The sequence below is a fragment of the Salidesulfovibrio brasiliensis JCM 12178 genome, from assembly GCF_001311825.1.
Taxonomy (GTDB): Bacteria; Desulfobacterota; Desulfovibrionia; order Desulfovibrionales; family Desulfovibrionaceae; genus Pseudodesulfovibrio; species Pseudodesulfovibrio brasiliensis.
Genome location: NZ_BBCB01000062.1, coordinates 1 through 20,062 on the forward strand (window position 1 = coordinate 1; position 20,062 = coordinate 20,062).

Annotated in this window: 24 protein-coding genes and 2 pseudogenes; 3 read left to right on the forward strand and 23 right to left on the reverse strand. The window is 55.6% G+C overall.

The features are described 5' to 3' along the window. The 10 genes and pseudogenes from JCM12178_RS17910 to JCM12178_RS12920 all read right to left on the reverse strand — a co-directional run. A pseudogene (locus tag JCM12178_RS17910) lies at window positions 1-108 on the reverse strand (GTPase ObgE); the annotation flags it as partial. 137 nt (window positions 109-245) lie between these two features. Further along, window positions 246-515 (reverse strand): 50S ribosomal protein L27, encoded by a 270-nt coding sequence (gene rpmA, locus JCM12178_RS12885; protein WP_054651913.1) that lies wholly within the window; start codon window positions 513-515, stop codon window positions 246-248. A gap of 19 nt (window positions 516-534) precedes the next feature. After that, window positions 535-846, reverse strand: a complete 312-nt coding sequence (rplU, locus tag JCM12178_RS12890) for a 50S ribosomal protein L21 (protein ID WP_054651914.1) — start codon at window positions 844-846, stop codon at window positions 535-537. An 81-nt stretch (window positions 847-927) separates the two neighbouring features. After that, on the reverse strand, window positions 928-1,290 hold the full coding sequence (locus JCM12178_RS12895; protein ID WP_054651915.1) for a ComF family protein: 363 nt from the start codon (window positions 1,288-1,290) through the stop codon (window positions 928-930). After that, window positions 1,290-1,652: a hypothetical protein gene (locus JCM12178_RS12900; protein WP_054651916.1), complete on the reverse strand. Its 363-nt coding sequence runs from the start codon at window positions 1,650-1,652 to the stop codon at window positions 1,290-1,292. The genes JCM12178_RS12895 and JCM12178_RS12900 overlap by 1 nt, the downstream gene beginning before the upstream one ends. Before the next feature lies 1 nt (window position 1,653). Further along, on the reverse strand, window positions 1,654-2,151 hold the full coding sequence (locus tag JCM12178_RS12905; RefSeq protein WP_245628764.1) for a flavodoxin family protein: 498 nt from the start codon (window positions 2,149-2,151) through the stop codon (window positions 1,654-1,656). Continuing rightward, window positions 2,055-2,258 (reverse strand): hypothetical protein, encoded by a 204-nt coding sequence (locus JCM12178_RS19860; RefSeq protein ID WP_245628765.1) that lies wholly within the window; start codon window positions 2,256-2,258, stop codon window positions 2,055-2,057. The genes JCM12178_RS12905 and JCM12178_RS19860 overlap by 97 nt, the downstream gene beginning before the upstream one ends. Next, on the reverse strand, window positions 2,255-2,458 hold the full coding sequence (locus JCM12178_RS12910) for a hypothetical protein (protein WP_054651917.1): 204 nt from the start codon (window positions 2,456-2,458) through the stop codon (window positions 2,255-2,257). Before JCM12178_RS12910 ends, JCM12178_RS19860 begins: the two co-directional genes overlap by 4 nt. A 62-nt stretch (window positions 2,459-2,520) precedes the next feature. Then, window positions 2,521-3,141 carry an MBL fold metallo-hydrolase gene (locus JCM12178_RS12915; protein WP_054651918.1) on the reverse strand — a complete coding sequence of 207 codons (621 nt, stop codon included), beginning with the start codon at window positions 3,139-3,141 and terminating at the stop codon, window positions 2,521-2,523. After that, a pseudogene (locus tag JCM12178_RS12920) lies at window positions 3,141-3,661 on the reverse strand (nitroreductase family protein). The gene JCM12178_RS12915 and the pseudogene JCM12178_RS12920 overlap by 1 nt, the downstream one beginning before the upstream one ends. 344 nt (window positions 3,662-4,005) lie before the next feature. On the opposite strand from JCM12178_RS12920, the gene JCM12178_RS12925 reads away from it, so the two are divergent. Continuing rightward, window positions 4,006-4,875, forward strand: a complete 870-nt coding sequence (locus JCM12178_RS12925) for an HD-GYP domain-containing protein (RefSeq protein ID WP_054651919.1) — start codon at window positions 4,006-4,008, stop codon at window positions 4,873-4,875. A 77-nt stretch (window positions 4,876-4,952) separates the two neighbouring features. On the opposite strand, the gene JCM12178_RS12930 is transcribed toward JCM12178_RS12925, so the two are convergent. The 12 genes from JCM12178_RS12930 to JCM12178_RS12985 all read right to left on the reverse strand — a co-directional run bounded on the left by JCM12178_RS12930 (window position 4,953) and on the right by JCM12178_RS12985 (window position 18,194). Beyond that, window positions 4,953-5,579 (reverse strand): class I SAM-dependent DNA methyltransferase, encoded by a 627-nt coding sequence (locus tag JCM12178_RS12930; RefSeq protein WP_054651920.1) that lies wholly within the window; start codon window positions 5,577-5,579, stop codon window positions 4,953-4,955. Window positions 5,580-5,583: 4 nt separating this feature from the next. Next, the gene (locus JCM12178_RS12935; RefSeq protein WP_054651921.1) at window positions 5,584-6,213 is read right to left on the reverse strand and encodes a class I SAM-dependent DNA methyltransferase; all 630 of its coding nucleotides are present in this window, start codon (window positions 6,211-6,213) and stop codon (window positions 5,584-5,586) included. A 459-nt stretch (window positions 6,214-6,672) separates the two neighbouring features. After that, a complete protein-coding gene (locus tag JCM12178_RS12940; RefSeq protein WP_054651922.1) occupies window positions 6,673-7,827 on the reverse strand; it encodes a geranylgeranyl reductase family protein in 1,155 nt (384 codons plus the stop codon). 4 nt (window positions 7,828-7,831) lie between these two features. Beyond that, complete coding sequence (locus tag JCM12178_RS12945) at window positions 7,832-8,038, reverse strand: hypothetical protein (RefSeq protein WP_054651923.1); 207 nt, start codon at window positions 8,036-8,038, stop codon at window positions 7,832-7,834. Beyond that, the gene (locus JCM12178_RS12950) at window positions 7,987-8,802 is read right to left on the reverse strand and encodes a hypothetical protein (RefSeq protein WP_054651924.1); all 816 of its coding nucleotides are present in this window, start codon (window positions 8,800-8,802) and stop codon (window positions 7,987-7,989) included. The genes JCM12178_RS12945 and JCM12178_RS12950 overlap by 52 nt, the downstream gene beginning before the upstream one ends. Before the next feature lie 140 nt (window positions 8,803-8,942). Next, window positions 8,943-9,311, reverse strand: a complete 369-nt coding sequence (locus tag JCM12178_RS12955; protein ID WP_054651925.1) for a DUF805 domain-containing protein — start codon at window positions 9,309-9,311, stop codon at window positions 8,943-8,945. 853 nt (window positions 9,312-10,164) lie between these two features. After that, a complete protein-coding gene (locus JCM12178_RS12960) occupies window positions 10,165-10,614 on the reverse strand; it encodes a hypothetical protein (protein ID WP_054651926.1) in 450 nt (149 codons plus the stop codon). 2 nt (window positions 10,615-10,616) lie between these two features. After that, entirely contained in the window at window positions 10,617-11,342 is a 726-nt protein-coding gene (locus JCM12178_RS12965; RefSeq protein ID WP_054651927.1) for a hypothetical protein, read from the reverse strand. Between the two features lie 15 nt (window positions 11,343-11,357). Then, entirely contained in the window at window positions 11,358-13,376 is a 2,019-nt protein-coding gene (locus JCM12178_RS12970) for a hypothetical protein (protein ID WP_054651928.1), read from the reverse strand. Continuing rightward, window positions 13,370-15,502, reverse strand: coding sequence for an anthrax toxin-like adenylyl cyclase domain-containing protein (locus JCM12178_RS12975; RefSeq protein WP_054651929.1), 2,133 nt, complete (start codon window positions 15,500-15,502; stop codon window positions 13,370-13,372). The genes JCM12178_RS12970 and JCM12178_RS12975 overlap by 7 nt, the downstream gene beginning before the upstream one ends. Before the next feature lie 13 nt (window positions 15,503-15,515). Beyond that, on the reverse strand, window positions 15,516-16,241 hold the full coding sequence (locus JCM12178_RS12980) for a hypothetical protein (protein ID WP_054651930.1): 726 nt from the start codon (window positions 16,239-16,241) through the stop codon (window positions 15,516-15,518). A gap of 12 nt (window positions 16,242-16,253) precedes the next feature. Then, entirely contained in the window at window positions 16,254-18,194 is a 1,941-nt protein-coding gene (locus tag JCM12178_RS12985; protein WP_157054915.1) for a WD40 repeat domain-containing protein, read from the reverse strand. Between the two features lie 477 nt (window positions 18,195-18,671). Between JCM12178_RS12985 and JCM12178_RS12990 the strand changes: the two genes are divergently transcribed. After that, complete coding sequence (locus JCM12178_RS12990; RefSeq protein WP_054651932.1) at window positions 18,672-18,902, forward strand: hypothetical protein; 231 nt, start codon at window positions 18,672-18,674, stop codon at window positions 18,900-18,902. A gap of 382 nt (window positions 18,903-19,284) precedes the next feature. Here JCM12178_RS12990 and JCM12178_RS18405 read toward each other — a convergent pair whose 3' ends face one another. Further along, on the reverse strand, window positions 19,285-19,605 hold the full coding sequence (locus JCM12178_RS18405) for a hypothetical protein (RefSeq protein ID WP_157054916.1): 321 nt from the start codon (window positions 19,603-19,605) through the stop codon (window positions 19,285-19,287). An 11-nt stretch (window positions 19,606-19,616) separates the two neighbouring features. Here JCM12178_RS18405 and JCM12178_RS12995 point away from each other — a divergent pair, with 11 nt between their 5' ends. Beyond that, entirely contained in the window at window positions 19,617-19,976 is a 360-nt protein-coding gene (locus JCM12178_RS12995) for a helix-turn-helix domain-containing protein (RefSeq protein WP_157054917.1), read from the forward strand. The last annotated feature ends 86 nt before the right edge of the window (window positions 19,977-20,062 follow it).

Below are 20,062 nucleotides of genomic sequence, written 5' to 3' on the forward strand. Positions count from 1 at the left end.
GCCGTCCGGGCCGCCCTTGGGCCGGTTGGCCTCTCGCCGCAGCGAGGCGCAGCCGTTGCCGCCCTTGCCGGAGATGACCGTGATCGTCGCTTCATCAACAAACCGCATGGGTGTTTCCTCGTGAGTCGGGGTCGGGTTGTGTCGGGGCGCACGGGAACTCCCGTTTCACCAACGACAAAACGGATGGAAGACGCTTGGGAAAGCGCCTTCCATCCGAAGAGAAATCCTGAGTCGAGGCGCTGAGCCTAGGCCTCGGCGGGAATCACGTGGACGCGGGTCTTGGTGACTCTCTTGCGGATGTACTTTTCGTACTTCACAACACCGTCGACCAGTGCGAACAGGGTGTAATCCTTGCCCATGCCGACGCCGTCGCCCGGGTGGACGCGAGTGCCGAGCTGACGAACGAGGATGTTGCCTGCTGCAACTTCCTGACCGCCGAAGCGCTTGACGCCACGTCTTTGGCCTATGCTGTCGCGACCGTTTCTGGAACTACCACCAGCTTTCTTATGAGCCATGATATCCTCCTAAAGGCGCTTAGGCCTTGATGGACTTGACTTTGATTTGAGTATAGTCCTGGCGGTGGCCCTGCGTCTTGCGGGCGTCTTTCTTGGGCAGCTTGTGGAAGACGACGACCTTCTTGCCACGGATGTGGCCAAGAATTTCGCATTCCACGGAAGCGCCTTCGACGTAAGGAGCGCCGACCTTGGTGTCGCCGTCCTTTTCCACCAGAAGAACCTTGTCGAGGCTGAGCTTATCGCCAGCTTCGACCTTCAGCAGATCTACATTGAGTTCAAGACCTTCTTCTACGCGGTATTGTTTTCCGCCGGTCTCGATAATAGCAAACATTTTTTGTACCTCCATCTGGTCAGAGATCGGCAAGCTATCCCCAAAATCGCAGTTTCGTCAAGACCCGAAGGCCCTTTTTTTTCATTTTTTGCGATCCCGCCCATCCGGGTGCGCGACAGCCACCACCATTACCTCCACGCCCGTAGCGCCGTATCGCCGCAGGGTTCTTGAACACTCGTCCAGCGTGGCCCCGGTGGTCAGCACGTCGTCCACGAGCAGGACCCGTTTGCCTTTCAGCCCATTATCCATAGAGAAGGCTCCCCGGATGTTCTCGCGGCGGTCCCTCGGGGCCAGCTCGGTCTGGGGCCGGGTACGGCGCGTGCGGGCAAGTCCTTCCCGAGCCACCGGCAGCCCGAGTCTTTTTCCGACATCCCCGGCCAGCATCAGACTCTGGTTGAAACCGCGCCAGCGCAGGCGCGACCCGTGCAGGGGCACCGGCACCACTACGTCGCGAGCCCGCCGGATTGTTCGTAGGCCTTTGTGAGCATGTCCGCGAAAAGCCTTGTCAGCTCGATGCCGCGTGCGAACTTGAAGCGCAGGATCATGTCCCGCAGCCTACCCTCGTATGCGCCGTGAAAATGCAGCCGGGTCCACCGGGGCGGCTTGATACGGCACATGGCGCAGGTGGTGGGGGGCTCATCTTCGTTCGCTGTCAGGGAGCCGCACTCGGGGCAGAAACCGCCGGTGCGGGGCCGAAGATCGTGCAGGCATTCGGGGCAGAGCGTCGACTGCGCAACCTGATTGGCGCACAGGGCGCAGCGTCCGCCCGTCAGGCCGAGGCGGTTCAGAGCGGAAAGCAGCGCCATGTCACAAAGCTTCTTCCCAGGCCCGGCGTCCGGCGTCCAGCAGCCTGTCATGGGCTTCGTAGTCTTCGCGAAGATCATTGGGGCCGTCCTTGCCCCGGAAATGCAGGTTGCGGCCGATGTTGATGCCGTAGTCCCTCAGAAAATACCTGAGCGTCAGCTCCGCGCTCTCGAAGAGCCTCTCCCCGGTGGGGCGACCGGCGGTCAGGGCCACTGTCGCCCAGCGGTCCGGCAGCGAGGTCAGCCACGGCGCGCCTTCTGCGCGGGCGGCCCAGAACTGCTGGGAGCGGTCGATAAGCGTCTTCAGGCGCGAGGGCAGGGCGTAGAAGTAGATGGGCGAGGCGAAAAGCACCGTGCGCGCGGTCAGCAGCGGCTCGAAGAGGGAGAAAGAGTCGTCCTTCGGTGTCAGCACGCACCGCTTGTGAGCGGGCTTGCCGTGGGCTTTTTCGCAGGCTCCGCAGGCAAGGCAGTGCTCAATGCGATGGTCGCGGACATGGAATATCCCGGCCCGGCCGCCCGCCTCGCGGACGCCTGCGCCAGCAGTTCCGCCGCAAGGTCGGTGTTTCCGCCCTTGCGATGGCTGCATGCGAACACCGCGGCAAAGCTCATGCCTCGGCCTCCTTTCTCTTGGACCAAACGGGTTCCTTGCGTTTGTAGACCGCCACCACGTAGTCCTCCTCGTCGCGGGTGTCCATGTCCCAGTCGCGGTGGATGTCCAGCGCGAAAAAGAGCTGGGGCACCGCGCCGGGGTCAGCCTTCATCTCGACCACGTCGGTCTTGGCGAAACGGAGATACCAACCTATCTCCATGGTCAGTCCTCAACACTTGCCGCGAATGTCGGCGTAGGTGATTTCCTCGCTCATTGCGGCTCCTAGAGCCCGGTGAAGAAGGGGTTGTGGTTCTGCTCGTCGCTCACGGAAGTCTCCGGGCCGTGGCCGGGATACAGGATGGTGTCCGCGGGCAGGGTGAAGATGTGGTCCTTGACGGACTGCTTCAGCACTTCCAGCGAGCCGCCGGGAAAGTCCGTGCGCCCGATGGAGCGGTAGAAAATCAGGTCGCCCACGAAGGCGCATCCGGCGTCGGGGAAGTAGAAGGTCAGGCTGCCGTCCGAGTGGCCGGGAGTGGCGAATACGGAACATGACATGCCGCAGAATTCGGTTTCGCCCGGTTCCAGCGCCGTAAACTCGTATTCGTCCACATCGGGCAGGCCCATCATGCCGCCGCGCCCCAGTTCGGTCTCCAGAAGAGGGCGGTCTCTTTCGGAGGCGCGGATGCTCACGCCCACCGCGTCGCTGAGGGCCTTGTTACCCAGCGTGTGGTCGAAGTGCAGGTGTGTGTTGAGGATGGCGCCGACGGTCAGGCCCTCCTGTTCGAGATATTCCAGAAGCGGTCCGGGGTCGCCGCCCGGGTCAACGACTACGGCCTTGCCGTTGTGGGAAAGCACGTAGCAGTTGGTTTCGAGCGGGCCGAGGGGGATGGTCTTTACGGTCATCAGAATTCCTCCAGCATGAGGTCGGAAAGGTCTTTTCTTGAGGACGAGCCGTCCTGCGCCGGGCGGCCGAGGGCGATGACCGCCTGCAGCTCCTGCTCGTCGGACGGGATGTCCGCCGCCGAGAGGGCGGCTTCCTGGTCGTTGATGATCTGGCCCAGCCAGACCGCGCCGAGGCCGAGGTCGTGGGCGGCCAGCAGCATGTTCTGGATGCACGCGCCCGCGCCTGATGGTCCTTCATGGCGCTGTACATGGCGTCCTTCTGGAGCGTCACGCAGATGAGCGCCGCGCTTTGTCGCACCACGTGGGCGTACTTGGTGCACTCGGCCAGTTTCTCCCGGCGCGGATCGTCCGCCGTAATCACCAGAAAGCGCCACGGCTGGTTGTTGAGTCCGCTGGGGGCCCAGCGTCCGGCCTCCAGAATGGTCAGGATTTCCTCACGTCTCACGGGCTCGTCGGTAAATTTGCGAATGCTCCGTCGCTCACGCAGAGCGCGGAGCAGCGGGGTGTTCGATTCTATCATTTCTACTCCGGTCAGTTTTCAGTACTCTATGGTTTCTACCTTATGCTTCCTGCGGCGGCAAGTCGGGGCTGATGTGACCGTTTCGGCGGGCCGTTTTTTTGTGACTGGAGAAAGCGGGGCAACCGTCTTTGAAAAAAACGCGAAACATCGTATGCTCGGTGCAGCACTCAACCTTTCCCGGAGACAGTTGTCATGGCGGAGACGGAAGAAGTATTGAGCGAACGGTATCTCCAGATCAGCCGGAACCTGATGAACACCTTCCCGAAGTATCATCGCCGGTGCGCCTTTATATCTGGGATGAAGCCTTGGGTCGCGTGGAGCTTTTTCACGAGGCGGAAAGACGCATGAAGCCCGAAAAGCAGCAGGATGCTGTGGCGACCTGCCTTGAAGGGAACCTGTACCTCAAACGTGACGACTACCGGGTCTATGCCGAGCATCTCAGCAAGCATCTCGGGCTGGTGCTCACCGAGGACGACCTCGACGACCGGGACGTGGCGGAAATATTCTACCGAGCACTCACAGAGCGGCTGCGGGGATTTCACGAGCAGCCCACGCGGGACAACATAGAGGCCCTGCGTGGCGATCTCGGCATTCTCTCGGAGTACCTCTGGACCAACCCGTGCCGCATCGGTTTTCTGGCCCGTACGCTGGACCGCGAATACTCTTTGGAAACACACACCGTTAACTGTGTCTTCATCGGCCTCGGCCTGCGCGTCATGTATGCCGGGCGCGACCTTGAGCGGCTGGAGTTGAACAGCCTCGCCCTCGGGCTGGCCGTGCACGACATCGGCATGCTGCGGGTGCCGGACTTCATCAAGGACAAGCCGAGCGTGCTCATGCACTCCGACCGGCAGACCATGAAGAAGCATCCCGACACCGGCATGAACATGCTTTCGCGCCTGCAGGTGAAGGATCCCGTGGTGGAGGAATGCGTCCTTGGCCACCACGAGCGCATCAACGGCTCCGGGTATCCTGGCAGACTCAAGGGCGATCAGGTGGGGTTTTATGCCCGCATCTGCGGCCTTGCCGACGCGTTTTGCGCGGCTATCGGCGAGCGTCCGCACCGTGAAGGACGTGACGTGGAAGAGGCCGCTCGGCAGTTTTACGATGATCCGGCCTTTGACAGCCGTCAGACCGCGCTTCTGGTGCAGCTCATCGAACGCCGCAACGAGGACTGCCCTTTACCGTTCGTCCCCCGTCAGAAGAGCGAGTGACGCTTGTTGAACGAGCACGATAAAGCCCCCGGAATCGAGAACGGTTCCGGGGGCTTTTCTCATTATGTGACAGAAGATCAGGAGACGGCGTAGGTGCAGAGCTTGCAATTGACGTCTTCCTTGGCGAGGTAGGGCTGGTCGGACATCTCCAGCAGCTCCCAGCGCTCTTTCTGTTCGAGGTCGATCATGTGTTCGCGGAAATCGTAGTCCTCGAATGCGCCGTCGCGAATGGTGAAGCAGATGTGGCCACCGGGCTTGGTGATGCGGATGAGTTCGTCAAAGGCCTGCGGGCCGACGTGTCCGTATGTGAAGGTGCCCACGCAGATGACCGCGTCGTAGGCGTTGTCCTTCATTTCGAGCGGCTTGCTGAGGTCTGCATGGAAGCAGGCGTCGTACACGCCCTTTTCCTCGGCGATGTCGAGCATCTCCTTGGAGTAGTCCAACGCGTCCATCTTTTTGTAGCCCATGTCCTGCAGAATCTGGCCGACGAGGCCGGTGCCGCAACCCGCGTCCAGAATGCGCACCTCGGTTTCGGGCATGAACTTGTTGAGGGTTTGGGCCGAGACCATGGGCGCGACGTAGCCGAACTTGTCCACGGTGTCGCCGTCGTAGTCCTTGGCCCACAGCTTGTAGGCATCCATCAGGTCCTTGTGGTTGTCGGCCGTGTAGACCTTGTCGAGAACTTCCTGTTTCGAAATTTTCATGAGTTTACGCCTCCAGAACCTTGTAGGTGCAGTATTTGGCGACAACGTTCTCGTTGGTCAGGTACGGTTCGTGGGCCATGGTCTGCAGCTCCCACGCGCTCTGGGCTTCAAGCCGGAGCATGTGCTGGCGGTAGTCGTATTCCTGATAGGCACCGTCGCGAACGGTGAAGCAGACATAGCCGCCGGGTTTGGTGATGCGCACGAGCTCGTTGAACCCCACGGGGCCGACGTGTGCGTAAGTGAAGGTGCCGACGCAGATGGAGGCGTCGTAGCTGTTGTCCTCGATGTTTTTCAGCCGGTTCATGTCAGCCTTGAACACGCGATCGTATACGTCTTTTTCTTCAGCAACGTTGAGCATGTCTTCTGAGTAGTCGAAGGCTTCGATCTGCTGGTAGCCAAGCTCGGTCAGCACTTCGCCCACAAGACCGGTTCCGCAGCCCGCGTCCAGAATGCGCGAGTCCTTGGAATCGAGATAGTTGTCCAAAAGGCTGCTTGCCACTTCGGGACCCACGTAGCCCATCTGGCCGACGGTGTCCCTGTCGTAGTCGCGTGCCCATTTGGCGTAGGCGCAGTTCAGCTGATCCGGGGTGCATGCCGTGTAGGTCGACTTCCATAACTCAGGTGACTCGGACATTTCTCCTCCTTGGTTGTGGTCAGCGTGGTCAATGCAATCCATGTAAGATTATGATGCAGTGTAGTGACATCGCTGTTGCATTGTGAATTAAATAGTCTCTTGCTACTACTCTAGACCATGTAGTGGGTCGTCACTACATACGGTGTGATTCTGTTGCAACTTGTGATGTTACATTCTTGACGTGGATTTGTGACGCAGTGGCCACGCAAAAAATGCGGCGGTTTAACCGCCTCTCGCAGCCTAAAGAAGACATATTAAAATGAGCTTGTCAACCATGTGCAGGTTGGTTTTTTATCCCACGTATTTTCAGGGGTATGGAGGGTGTTTTGAAAAGGTCGCCGAAGAAAATTCTCCGGGAAATCGGGAAGCTAGCGCCGAAGATTGTTCGGCGAATAATAATATCTCAATATATGAAACAAAAATGGCGGTGCTACGCCGAGTGATGAGACAGGGGCAGCTTTAGCGTGAGAGCAATGCCTTTGCGGCGATGAACGGGGCTCTGGGCAGCAGCCAGAACAGGTATTCCCGATAGCTCAGCGCATTGAGCGGCACGTAAAGGTATTGTCGCAGCGCGGACTCACTCGCCGTCATGGTCGTGAGGAACAGTTTCGGCATGGAGTACATGAGCTTGGAGAAGATGAGCGAGTACTTGAGGTTTTCGGCGAACTCGGCCTCGGTGGACTCGCGGTAGTGCGTGTGGGCGTCGGCTGCAGGGTCGAGCGAAAGGGCGGCGGCTTCGGCAGCGAGCTGGCCCGAGCGAATGGCATAGGCGAGACCTTCGCCGTAAAACGGGTCCACGAAGCCTGCTGAGTCGCCCGCCAGAAACAGGTTGCCTGCGCTGATGGTCCGGTCGATGCCGCCGCGAGGAATGGGATGGGCTCTGGCGCTCTCTTCCCAGCCTGTAAGGCCGATTTCGGCGCAGAAGCCGCGCATGGCCCGCATGGGATCGGCGAATTTGGAGCGCACGCCGCCCACGCCTATGGAGTAGTAGTCGCCGTGGTGGAACACCCAGCCGTACCCGTAGGCCGCGCCGCCGAAGTAAATGTCGATGAGTCCTTCAAGGTCCGCGAACGGGTCCGGGGTCATGACCGGCACTTCCGCCTCGATGCAGATGCCTTCCTCGTCGGCGGTGTCCCGGCGGCGAACGGCCTTGATGAACCGGCTGTTAGCTCCGGCCGCGATGATGCAGCGTCGCGCCGTGACGTTGCGGCCGCTTTTCAGGCCGATGGTCACGCCCGATTCGGTTTGCTCGATGCTCTTCACTTCATCGTGAACCGTCTCGGCCCCGGCTTCCTCGGCCTTGGTGACGAGAAAGTGGTCGAAGCGGGAGCGGGTGGTCAGCACGGCGATGCGCTCGGGCAGGCGCGCGGTCAGGGTGCGGTTGTTGTAATGAACTCGCGCGCCGTGACACTGCCAGTCGATCAGCGAGTCGGGAACCGGAAAGTCGAGGTAGCCCATTGCGTGTTCCGAGAGCGCGCCGCCGCAGACCTTGCGTCGGGGCATGGCTGCGCGTTCGATGAGCAGGGTGGAGAGTCCCTTTCTGGCCAGAGTGCGAGCCGCAAGGCTGCCTGCGGGGCCGCCGCCGATAACGGCGATGTCGTGATCGTATGTCATGAGTCTACCTGGTCAGTCGTTCCAGAATGAAGATCAGCAGCGGTATCATCACCGTCGCGGTGATCTCTATGAGCGATTTGGTGTCATACGGGAATGTCCGCATCCCGGCAATGCGTTCGTGATGCACCTTGTAGTAGACATAGGGTTTCAGGATGGTCGTCAGGTCGTCGTTTTCGGCCTGAACGCAGTCGTCGCGGAGCTTGTCCAGCACGAGCTGGGATTCGTCATCGATGCGGACCTTTTCGTCGAGGATTTTGTCGTGAACACGCAGTATGGAGCCATGTAGATGCTCAGGCCGAAGAGGATGTAGAATGCCACGCAGGCGTATGCCAGCAGGACCTGTCGGTCAGCGGCGAACATGTCGAATATGACGTTGGCAAAGGGGATGAACAGCGACCCCGAAAAGAACAGGGCCGCGCCAACGACCAGAAATCTGCCGACGTAGAGCAGCCCGCCGTAGCCGTCCGCGCTGAAGGGATCAAGGTGGAGTGGCCGCCTGCACAGGTCGGCGATGACCCAGCCCATGACGACGATACCCCAGAAGCCGATGCCAGCCATAAACCCCGCGAGCGAAAAGCTCGTGGTGATCAGTGCGGTCATGCTGTCGCTGTAGCCAGCCTGCGCCGCGTATTTGAAGGCGAAGAATCCGAAGACCGGAGCAAGGGCCACGGAAAAGATCAGGTGCTTTGAATGAAAGAAGAGTTTGAAGGTCCTGCGGGTCATGTCGTCAGTGCCTTCGTCGCCGACTATTGGGCGCAGGTAGCCGAGGAACCACGTCAGGGTGCGGTGGCCGGTGTCGATGAGCAGCGGGGAGAAGACCAGCCAGCAGTATCCGAGTAGCACCGGATAGGCTGGCGCAGGGTCCGGGCCGAAGTTCGTGAGTGTCAGGGTGAAGGTCGCGATGATGGCGGCTATGGCCAGCGACGGCGCGATGCGGTTCTTCCGGGTGGCGGCGATGATGATGCGGGTGGTCATGGGCTGCTCTTGAGCGTGTCGGGTTTATGGACGATCGGAGAAGCTAACCGTCCGTCGCATCCCAAGTCAACGCCATGAGAATAGAAAAGCGGCCGCACTGATGTCCGGCCGCTTTCATGCAATCCATTATGGAGATTCGCCTAGGCGTATGATTCGTGCGGGTCGGGACCGTACTTGTTGTCACCGTAGGAGCTGGGCAGCAGCATAAAGATGAACAGCACGAGGTTCAGGATTGGGATAACAAACGCGAGCGCCCACAAGCCGCTCCTGCCGGTATCGTGCAAACGGCGGACGGTCACGGCGATGTTCGGCAGAAGCATGAGTAGCGCGAACAGGCCGGAAAGCAGGCCGAATCCGCTCACGGGATCGAACGTACCGATCAGGCCATCAATGAACGCCAGAACAAGCGAGAAGAGGATGAAAAAGAGGATGAACATCCAGTATTCCCTGCGGCTGGCCCGGCCTTTGAATACGGCGAAGTTTTTAACGACCTTGATGAACCATTTCATTGCGATCTCCTTATGCGTTTGAACCGGGTTCAGGTTTTCCCGAATCTGAATGAACATGCCGACATTGTTGTTTTTATCGCATGACCGTTCGTGAGTAAAGAAGAGTGGCGGTTTTTGCGCAAATCCTGACAGAGATTTGCGTGATGTAATCAACGGCGTGGTGCTTTGATGTCAGCTCCAAGATTCGTCGGCAAAATCTGAAGTAACAACTTGCACCGTCGGGCGCTGGATAAGAAAAAAGCCCTCATGCAGAAGCATGAGGGCTTTGGTTATTCTGGCGTCCCCAAGGGGATTTGAACCCCTGTTATCGGCGTGAAAGGCAAGAAAACGAAAACCGGAAGGTCGCTTATTTACATGATTTCAGCTGCTTGTGAACAGCACTGTTCGCAGGAAAGTTACGTTTGACAGGGGTGGGGACACGGGCAAGACACGAAAAGGGGTTCATGGCATCACAGCCCAAAACCCACAATAACACCCCTAAATAACGTGACCTTTACCCGCTTTCGCTGTGATTGAGCACTGCGTGCATAGCGTGCATGGCGTACCTGATTTCAAGTGGTTACGCATGGTGCTGCTGGGTTTTGTCCCACAAAAGGGCCACACATATTTGGGGCCGTGACCCTTAAGTCAATCGAAGTAAGCTACATTTTGCCCAAGGATCACTGGATTGTATGAACGCCAGTTCCTGTCGGCATTTTCAACGGTGGCAGGGACTTCTTTCTTGGGTTTTGCTTGTGAACCGTGTGTTCTCCGGTCATTTTATTTAGCATCGTCCCTCGGCTTGACAGAAACCGTGCTCTTTACATTTGGCTTACATACCTCAGGAAAGACGCAGCCAATTACTCAGTAGGCGTCAATCAACGATTCTGACTCGGGAAATGCCATATTGCAACTTTTCCGGTGTATTTATGATTGCTTTTTCCAATTCCGGGGTCATCAGAGTCATTGACGTTATCATGCCTCCGTCCTTGCTAACGGTAACAAACACCCTTTCCTGCTCTTGCGGATAAAAGTATATCGTACCGCCAACCATATTCTTCTGTTTTTCCGTTACAGCGGATAGACAAAAGCCGGTAAACTCTACGGGAGTATCCTTGTGCAGAGAGAACTCAGTCTGAAAGGTGACGATGTTTTCGCCCGTTGATTGGTCTAAGTCCACGCTGACGATTGTGGCTATGGCCTTGATTTTTGATTCTCGAGAGCGCGTTGCATAGACCTCTGGCGGCATGATGGCTTGGGCAGCACCTGCAAGGAGGAACAGCAGCACAAGGGCAGTCCAAAGTCGAATGATGGTGCTTTTCATGGCTAGAGAACCAACCCTTTGATGATTTTAACCACCAACTTGTCGGGGCCTGCTTCAACAACTTCAAGCTCGGCCTCTTTAATTTTCAGCGTCTTCGATTCGAGCAGATCAAACTGAAGGGTCAGGGTTTCTTCTTCTGTGCCGAGGCCTTTTGTCGGTCCTTCTTCTTCACCATATTTAAGGGTCAAAATATCGTCTTCGAACGACTCGAATTCGATGTACTTGTAGTGATACGGCGCCTCATAGGTCAGCATGTCTACCACTTCGTACTTCGGAGCCGGGGTCAGATCAAAACCTGCATAGCCAACATCAGAAGGTGTCAGGGCCTGATAGTCGGTGTAGTCCTTCTTATTGATGCGGAAACCGGCGCGGACTTGTGCTCCCCATCCCAATCCGCCAAGGCTCTGTAATTCCGGATAATAGAAATACCAATTATTCTCATCCTCTTCCACGCAATTAGCGCAGTTTCCATAGCGGCCGGGAGGAAAATCCAGCGAATTGCCGGTTCCATCCCCTTCACAGAAATTTTTCAGGTGTAGTTCTTTGGAGTACACCCCTTGGGAAATAAAAAGCACAGACTCACCGGGGGCGGTTGGTTCCAACGTATCTTCTGTGCCGATGTGTTTGGTCTGGAAGGTCGGATGGACGTTTTTGCCCATGGTTTTGCAACCGGAGAGGGAAGCAAGGAGTATTCCCAACAATGTCAAGGTGATCGCAAGTTTTTTCATATTATTGTCCTTTGATTATTGAGCCCATTGTCCGCAACCAACGCCTCTTGCAGAGGACCAACTCTCACAGGCGCGTTTGGCCTCGGAACGGCTGGGATATGTCCCGACTATTCGTCCATTCTTAGCCATGTTCTGTCCTTGAGAGTCATTCGGATGGAATGCCCTTCGGCGCTGGCTTTTGCCGTTTGCGCCTGTTCCTGAATACTCGACACAAATGTACCCTTTGCTTGCACTGCCGCTGCTTCCGCCGGAGCTTGAAGACCAACTGGGAGTTGGCGGAGTGGGGCTGGAGCCGCCACCCGAACTACCTGAGCCACCGCTCACCGACGCGATAAGCCCCCTCCCAGTATCGGGTGGGATCATGCCCTCGCCGACAATGGTATTGATGGTTCGCTCGCCACAGTATTTGTCATATTTGAACGTGCCATCTGCAATGGCTGTCTGTGTTTTTTGTATAAAAACCTTGCCGAAGCTCAACATGAGCTCTCGCATTTCCGCCTTGAACTGTGACTCGCTCCAGTTGCCGACTACCCTGAAATCCAGATTGCTCAGCACGCTAATGGCTTGGCTTGACGCTTCGGAGCAAATGCCGAGTTTGCATGATGGGCACAGCCTCTCGAAATAACGAATAGCGGCATGAATACGTTTCCGCCCCAACTCGGCTGTGTCGCTACCAGTGTTTGCAGGAGGAGCAAAGGACGTTGACCCACCGCCACTGGAGCCCCCGGAACTTGGCACCACCTTAGGCGGCGCATTCTTTGCCTCGGCAACTTCTTTGGGGATGACCGTGGTGGACGCACTTCCCTCGGCCTTGAAGCCGCGTGCATCGGTAACGGTAACGGCTAGGTCGCGATGAGAGGAGGTTCCTGATGCGAAACCTCTGATGGAACCTTTGAGCGGATTGGAAGTCTGCTTGAAACGCATTCCCGGTGCTTCTACATTCACTTTGTACGGAGCTTTGAAATCTGCAGGTACACCGATGCTCAGCCGGTACATCTTGCCGCTGACCATTTCTCCAGGAAGGGAAAGCCTGACATTGCCGGTGGGTTTGTATATGGAGGCTAGCGCATCCGCCGTGATGCTCGGGCCGAAGGTCTCCCCGCGAGTTTCACGCAACTCCGCGGAAAATTCCACGCCACCGACAGACTCCAAGGCATGGGGCTGAACCATGATGCCGACCCGCTGTACCTCTTTCTCCGGTTTGCGTTCATAGTCCACCACCTGAAGGGTGATATCCTTGCCGCTGTCGGCATCTTTTGCGCGCAGGGTAATGTTGACTGCGTCCACGCCTTCTTCCAGCTTGAATGTGACGTAGAAAATGGCAGGCTCACCGTAGCCCAGCTTGCCGCTGAGCGGTTGGCCGTCTTTCTTATTCGTAACCCAGGCATCCACAATGTAGATGGGGCGGTCCACGGCAAAACGAACAGTCCCCTGACTCAATGTGTCCGGTGTCTGAGAAAACTGATGAGTAAGAGTGGCGTAGTATTCGCCCGGCGGAATATCCTGAAGCAGAAACCGTACTTTGCTCGCGGTCTGGCCCACTTCATACACTTCAATCTGTTTGTAATACTCGCCCACCTGCTTTCTGGCGCCATCCAGAAGTTGCCATGTGAGATAACTGGAAGGAGGCACCGCGGGATCACCGGGGATGCTCAACTCGGCCTGAAGTGCCACGATCTCACCCACTTCGGCCTTACCCTTGAGCGGCGGCCCGTCATAGGTTTCCCTAGTCGCTTTTACCGCGACTTTGACCTCGCCTTGCGTGCTGCCCTTGATGCCTTCGAGTTGCTTGCGGAGTTCCTCAAGGTCCTTGATGCGTCCGGCAACCCTGTCTGCAAGATCGCCGAGGTCTTTACGCAGGGTGGGACCGCCGTAACCGATATTCTCCAGCTTCTTGAACGCAGCTTGATACTCGCTGTTCAGCTTGCCGATGTCTTCGATTTGGATGGCAATATGCTCCAAATCCTGCGCGTATGCAGGACTGAAAATCAACAGCAGGGCCAGAAAAACAAGCGTCTTTTTAAGAGCTACCATGATGGATTCCACTCCAGTCCCTGAAAGCCTTCTTCTCTCGCCATATTGAAGACGGCATGCAGATCCGCCTTGCTGCCAATGAGCATTTTGGTTCCGTCCGGAAAGTAGGCCATGAAGCCGTTTGACTCCAACTCCATATCAAAGAACTGGGCCGCGCCGTGTGTGGATGTACTGTAGGGCTTGTGGCCCAGCAGTTTGGTCTTGAGGCGGATATACACATTGGTCAGGTGCATAACGGCCTTGTTCTTGGAATTGTAGGTTCCGGCTATGGCATCACTATGCTTTGTCCCACTGGAGCCGGATTGGTGGCCCATGGCGAGGATGTCTTCATCCGGCCCGAAATAACGCCCTGTGTGTGGATCGGCCAGCACTTTGACCGGCTTGATTTTCGTGAAGGAAGCCGGATCGGCGAAATTCCCGTTCGCATCGCGCAAACGGCCGTCCGGCAATTGTTCGTACAGCGTGGCTTCACCCTTTGCGCCCTTTGCCTTGACCACGAGGTTCCCATTCGGATTTCTGAATTCGACCGACTTGCAATAGCCGTCTCGAATGCATTTCGACGCGGTGGCATCCGCCTGTTTGATGAGCTTTTTTAACCGCTTGGATGCTATTTTGCTCGCGCCCGACGGGTCCTGCCCACGTTTGATCAATTCATTGCGGACAGAATCCGTCAGTCTTTCAAGGGCAATGCTGTCTCCGGCTTTACTCAATCTGCCTTCCTTGGGAATAGTCCCCATCAACAGCGGCTCCCGCGAGCTTTTGGACTTGACGAAAATCGGTTTCGGCTCGGCCATGCCCTTGGCATAAAGCGGGCTGGCTTCGCCGTTGAAGCTGCGGGTGAAGATCACCGATCCGGAATCCTGGGAAGCCCTGCTGAACCCGTCCACCCATTCCGCAGGGCGGCCCGAGGCCTGAACGATATCGTCGGTGCTGCTGGTGACAACGGTGTCGCCGCCCACTCTGTTGCGGACCATGTCGGCATAGCTTCGAACGGATTGTGCGGACGCCTGAGCCAGTTGCGCGCCTTCGTCCGCCAGCTTGGGATATCTCCCTTTAAGCCACGTGAGTCCCGCAACGGCCTGTTGCTGGAGGGCCTTCACATTCTTGCCCGTGGCCTTGCCCATTTTGGCGATGGTATCGGAATTGGCCGTGGCAAGTTTCCAGAAAAACGCAATGGTTTTGCTCAGCCCCTTGCCCGCGAGCACGGCACTTTTCCCGCTCGTTTTAAGTAGCTGTTTGCCAGCCCATACCGATCCCTTGGCCGCGTAACCGATGGCCATGCCGAATGCCTTGGGATAAAATAGCCCCACCACGGTAAAGGCGTTGTCCAGCAAGGTGAGCTTTTCGCCTGCGATGTTTGTCTGCTCGTACAGGTCCCATGCATCAAAAGCATCGCCCACGCCCGGAACCATCTTGATGATCATGTCAGTTTTGCCCAGTTCGTTGGTCAGCCGATCGGCATCGGCGACAAGGGCATTGGATTCCGCCTGATTGAGGTGCTGGATAAGACCGGCGAACTCACGCATCTGCGTCATGGCCTCGCTCGGCGTAGGTGCAAGCAAGGCACGGATGAAGTGCCGGTATGCCCCCTTGAATGATTCCAGACGGTGTTTCTGTTCGCATTGCATGCGGCCTTCCACCCGGTCTGAAACCAAAAAGAAATGATCGGCAGATTCGCCAGTTACGGCCTCTTCCGCACTTTTGGCCATGTTGGTCAGCGTGCTTTCCATGTCCTCGCCGCCACCGCATAGCGAGGCATAGTCAGCGCGCAGAATCATTTTCTTTGCCTGCTCGAACAAGGCCTGCAATTCAGTGACCGGCAGGTTGCGGGCCTCGGCCACTCGATATGCTTCGGTCAGCAGGTTCTTAAGCCCCTTGCCGTCCAGTTCAAGCTCATCGTTCTCCCATGCCTCCACATCCTTGAGAACTTCATCGTGCATCTTTTTGAGCTCTGCAGAACGCAGGGAAACAATAGCCTTGAGGAGTTCCTTCAGTTCAAGAGAGAGGCTTTCACTCCGCTTCAGCAACGCATCCGCTGTGGGTGCATCAACTTTTTTCATCTGCTGAGCGGCATGGGCGGGGAAGGCTAGAAGGAGGCAGATAAACACCGAGACCAGATAGCGCATGATTGACTCTTCGTTAAAAGGTAACAGCCTTGACAACTTTCACCACAAGCCGGTCAGGAGCAGCTTCAACGACGGTGAAGCGCGCCCCTTCCATTTCGATCTTCTTGGATTCAAGCAGATCAAATTGCAGGGTCATTTGCTGCTCTTTACTCCCAAGCTCTTCTGAAGGGCCTTGCTCTTCGGCCCGGCGAAGGGTCAAGATATCGTCTTCACAGGAAACAAAGGTGATCTCTTTGTAGTGGTATTCCCCCTTGAGGTTCACCGCGTAACCGTAATCAAAATCCGGAGCAGGGGTCGCTTTCATGACCGGATCACCAAACTCCACATATCGGAACGGCACGACATCGGACGGGTTGGTTTTGCTGGCCCGATAGCCAGCTCGTGACCACATGGTATTCCCGCCGACCACCTTGAGGCGTCCGCCATTCTCCGGGTGATGGAAATAGTAGTATTGGGAATCCTCTTCGAGACAGTTTGAACAGCCTCCGTAGGCGGCGGCAGGATACTCAACAGTGGCAAAAGCGTCTTCTCCGTGAACAGAATTATGAACGCGCAAGACTTTTGAGCGCTCACCAGTGAAGACCATCGTAATGACCTGCCCCGGGGTCGCGGTGACGACTTCTCCGGACTCTCCGATGGCATCCTCTTCCCATGCCGACGGGACTACTCTGCCCATGGAAGCTTTGCACCCGGCCAACGCAATGAGGCAGAAACCGAGCAGGATAATTCTCTTGATCATGACAAGATCCTCCTAATCCAGCACAACGGATTTGCTTTTCGTTTTGGATTTGCCTGCGGGCTTCCCGGAATCATCATCTGAGTAGACCGTTTGATTCTTCATATCCGGGGCCTTTCCAATGAGTTCTTTGCCGTCAAGCGTCAGATAATCTCGCTTTGACAGGGATTTTCCTGACTTGGGAAGCTTCTTTTCATCCACATCCAGAATAACCGCGAGTTTCTTTCTGTCTTTGAGCAATGGGCGGAATATGTTCGGGTAATACGACATATATTTGATGGACTGCTTGCCGAACGTGTCCATCTGGCCCCCTTTGGCAATCAAATAGTCATAGGCCGCATTATCCTTGCCCATCATTTTGAGTGACAAGGCGTGAAGCAAAATGACCTTTGTCGCGCCCCATGGAGTCAAGGAGTAAGCCTTTTTATTGAGATCCTGAACAATGGCATTATACGCCTGCGTAGCGGCCACAGGCTGTCGGGCGGCTAGTGCCCAAAGGGAAAACGCACTGTACTTGTAGGCCAATCCTTTTTTCTTGTTGGACTTGTCGGCAATGGTTTCGCGAATGACCGGGATGAGCATTTCTGCAGCAAGGATGGGAGGCATCCCCTTGGCCACGAGCTTCTTGTCGTAGTCCATCGACCAGATGAGTTGCGGATTGGCCTTGATAAGCCCGCGCATCTTGTCGATGCCCTGCTTTTTCAGCCCGGCCGTATATAGTTCAATCGCCCGCTCTCCTTGTTCGACAAACCTTATGGCATCCCTTGTCGGAGGGGCTGCTTTAACTATGGTGTGAGTGTATGGTCCGCGTTGTTCTTCGCTGTCGCAGGATGTGAGAAAATAGTATTTCCCATCTGATGAAACGCTGGCAGCCAGCCCATTGCTAGCTATTCCTTTGAAAAACTGCTTTGCGACCTCAATAGAACCGTCTTTGTCGATGATGGAGTATTGAGCAAATGTATTCCACCAAGTGATGACGAGGTCCGTTCCCGGTAAAAAAGAGTTGAATGGAAGTTCCAACTTGCAAATCTTCTTTTTCCCGTCGGCCGTCATGATATGTTTGCCCAGCAACAGATATTTGTCGTCTCGTGAAAAGGAGGGCGTCCCTACGACGTTCACTGACGGTTTGGAAAGAAGCTTCCCTGTTTCGAAATCAAAAACCGCTGTCACTTCGGAACCTACCTTGGTGAAAAACCGCTTTCCGTCAGGAGAAATGCTGGTATAGGGAAACTCCGTTTTCTTGTGCTCTTGCTTTGCACTGGTCATGATGCGCCCGGTTTCCACCAACCAGGTAGAAAACTGACCGGTTCCGGCTGTTGCAGCAAAGCATTTCCCCTCTTCGCTCATAGCATAATCCATTTGACTCCATGATGCCGTGTGAGCACGGAATAGACCCTTGTTATAACATTGAAGTATCATGTCGTTTTGGAATTCAGCTTTTTTGTCCAGTGTGCGGGCATCGTATGAAGCAAATTCCACTTTGGCCCGAAACTCGGTTTCTTGACCATCATGCTTGGCTATGACCAGCCAGGGAGAAGTCGGATTGCTGCCGACGATGGAATACTTTTCGTCCTCAAGAACGATAACTTCCTTGAGCTGCTTGGTCTCGACATCCCAGTAGGAAACGCTGTTGAAATCACTAACGCTGGCAGTGTTGCCGGATACGCCTCCGCTTTTTCTTCTGTACCACATGGGATGCCACTCATCCAAAGTGACAAGCTTGAGCCCCGATGGCGCGTCACCACCCGGCACAACATATTTGAACTCCATGAGCCGCTTGATGTCGCTTTTGGACTTGGCGCGTTTGCTCTGCAACATCTCGTTGATTTCAGCGGCAGAGAACTTCTCCAGATCCGGGCTGAAATAGGCGTGAGCGACGCTGGGAAGCAGCAATATTGCAAAAAAAAGAACAACGATCCGGGAATACAAACGATACAAGGCAGGGTTGTCTGTCATAATCGATAACCGGCTTTTTTAAGATTGAAAGAGTAGCATGAATACAGTCGGAAATGCTATCTTGTTGCACATAAAAATGAGTATATCAATAGGGTACGATCCTGATTTGCGTAGTGTCTATGAAGCACGCATTAAGGTGTCCGAATTCTTGATTCTGGTATCTACTGAATCGTCAAGCTGGACTGATCTGATTTATGAAAATGCAACTCGGTCCTATCATTCATAAAGGCGACATTTTCGTTACACAGTTGTCATCTTTTAATGCCATCCCCGCCACCTTCTCCTAACGTTGATAGGGACAGGGGTGGCCTTACAACCGATGGCCCTACCATTCTACTAGCTGATAACGGGCGGCAATAAGAAATCTTCCAAAAATCGGATCCGCGACTGGAATTCGCTGGAAATGACGTGGTATGGAAATTCATAAAACCTGATACAAAGGAGGCACTATAACCATCTTGTCGTCATAAGTTCGTGATGAAATCCGAACTGATGACGACGTACGAAGCCAACGGCATCAACCCTTACCGCCGTTTTTCCGAAACAAACGGCATCCTTTCCGAAACCAACGCCGGTTCAACACAACCCCATTACCCGATGAACGGCTGGACCATAGCGCCAGCCATTGCCAACGTCCCCGATGGTCACTTTTCTGCACCTGCCGCAGACGTAAGACTTATGCGCTTACGTTGTGACATTCCCTATTAACTGGACATTCATGAAAGATTCTTCTTTCTCTGGGAACAGGGCATTCATTTATCCCGTAATTTGAGTTGTGTGGCAGCTTCTGCCACGGGCGGTCCGCTTCGGACCACTTGGCCCACCCGGAGTGAGACGGTATCACCGCCTTGTTTCCGGGAATTGAAAGCTGATCTTTCTTGTCCTGCTGGCGTTTTGGCTACGAGCCAAGTACCTACTTCATTGCATTGTCAGGCGTCCCGCAGGGACGACGGACCTTCATGACAAGACCCTTGCTTAGAGCATAGTTGCGTCAGGCATTCATATTTTCAAGAGAAGCCCCTTTCTGGGGCTTTTTCTGCGTCATGAGCAAACCAAACAAAGGGGGGCGTCTTGCGCCCCCCTTCTAGATTTACATTTCGGCTTTTTGGCGCCGCCTTCGGCGTACGAAAAAAGCCGAAATGCAAATCTCTTCATCCCCTGCGCGCGCGGTTTCGGTCGCGCCCCCCAGCGTCATTTGATCCGCAGCAGCGGCGCTCGCTTCCGGCAAAGCCGTACGCGAGCGCCACTGCTGGAAACAAATGACAAGGGGGTTTTGCAAGAAGCCAACTAAAAAGCCCGGGAAAAAGAAAACGCAAGGGGGCTTTTCAGTGTTTTTTCCTAACCAGTCAGGAAAAAGGTCTGAACGAGGAAAAAAACGTCTTTCGAAACGACTACTTTCGGCCGACTTCATAAGTAATCAATTTGATTGAATATAAATATTCAAAAAACCTACCCCTGAACCTAGAATTTTCTTTTGCGCACGTTGTAGGCAGGTCGGTTAACCAAAAACAGGATGGTCGTTTTCTGGTGTCCGATGTGCTGAGGGTAAAAGACGTGGCAAAGATGCTGAACTGCTCTGAAAGCTTGGTGCGCCGAGCTGACATGAAGCAGCGTATTGGCGCGTTCATTGTGGGGAAGCGCGGGATACGCTTTCACCGTGAAGCCGTTGAGGCTTACATGCGGCAGGGAAGCGTTGATGCTCCTGAGCAGGAAGTCTGCGGGGAGCGCAGCACTTCCCGTCGGCGAAAGGTCAAATTGACCAGTGCCCACAGCCTTTGGTAATCTTCAGGCAATAAGCGGCCTTCCGGATAAGGAGATACCCAATGCCCTACAAGGAAGGCAAAAAGTGGCGGGGAGTGGTGCGGTTC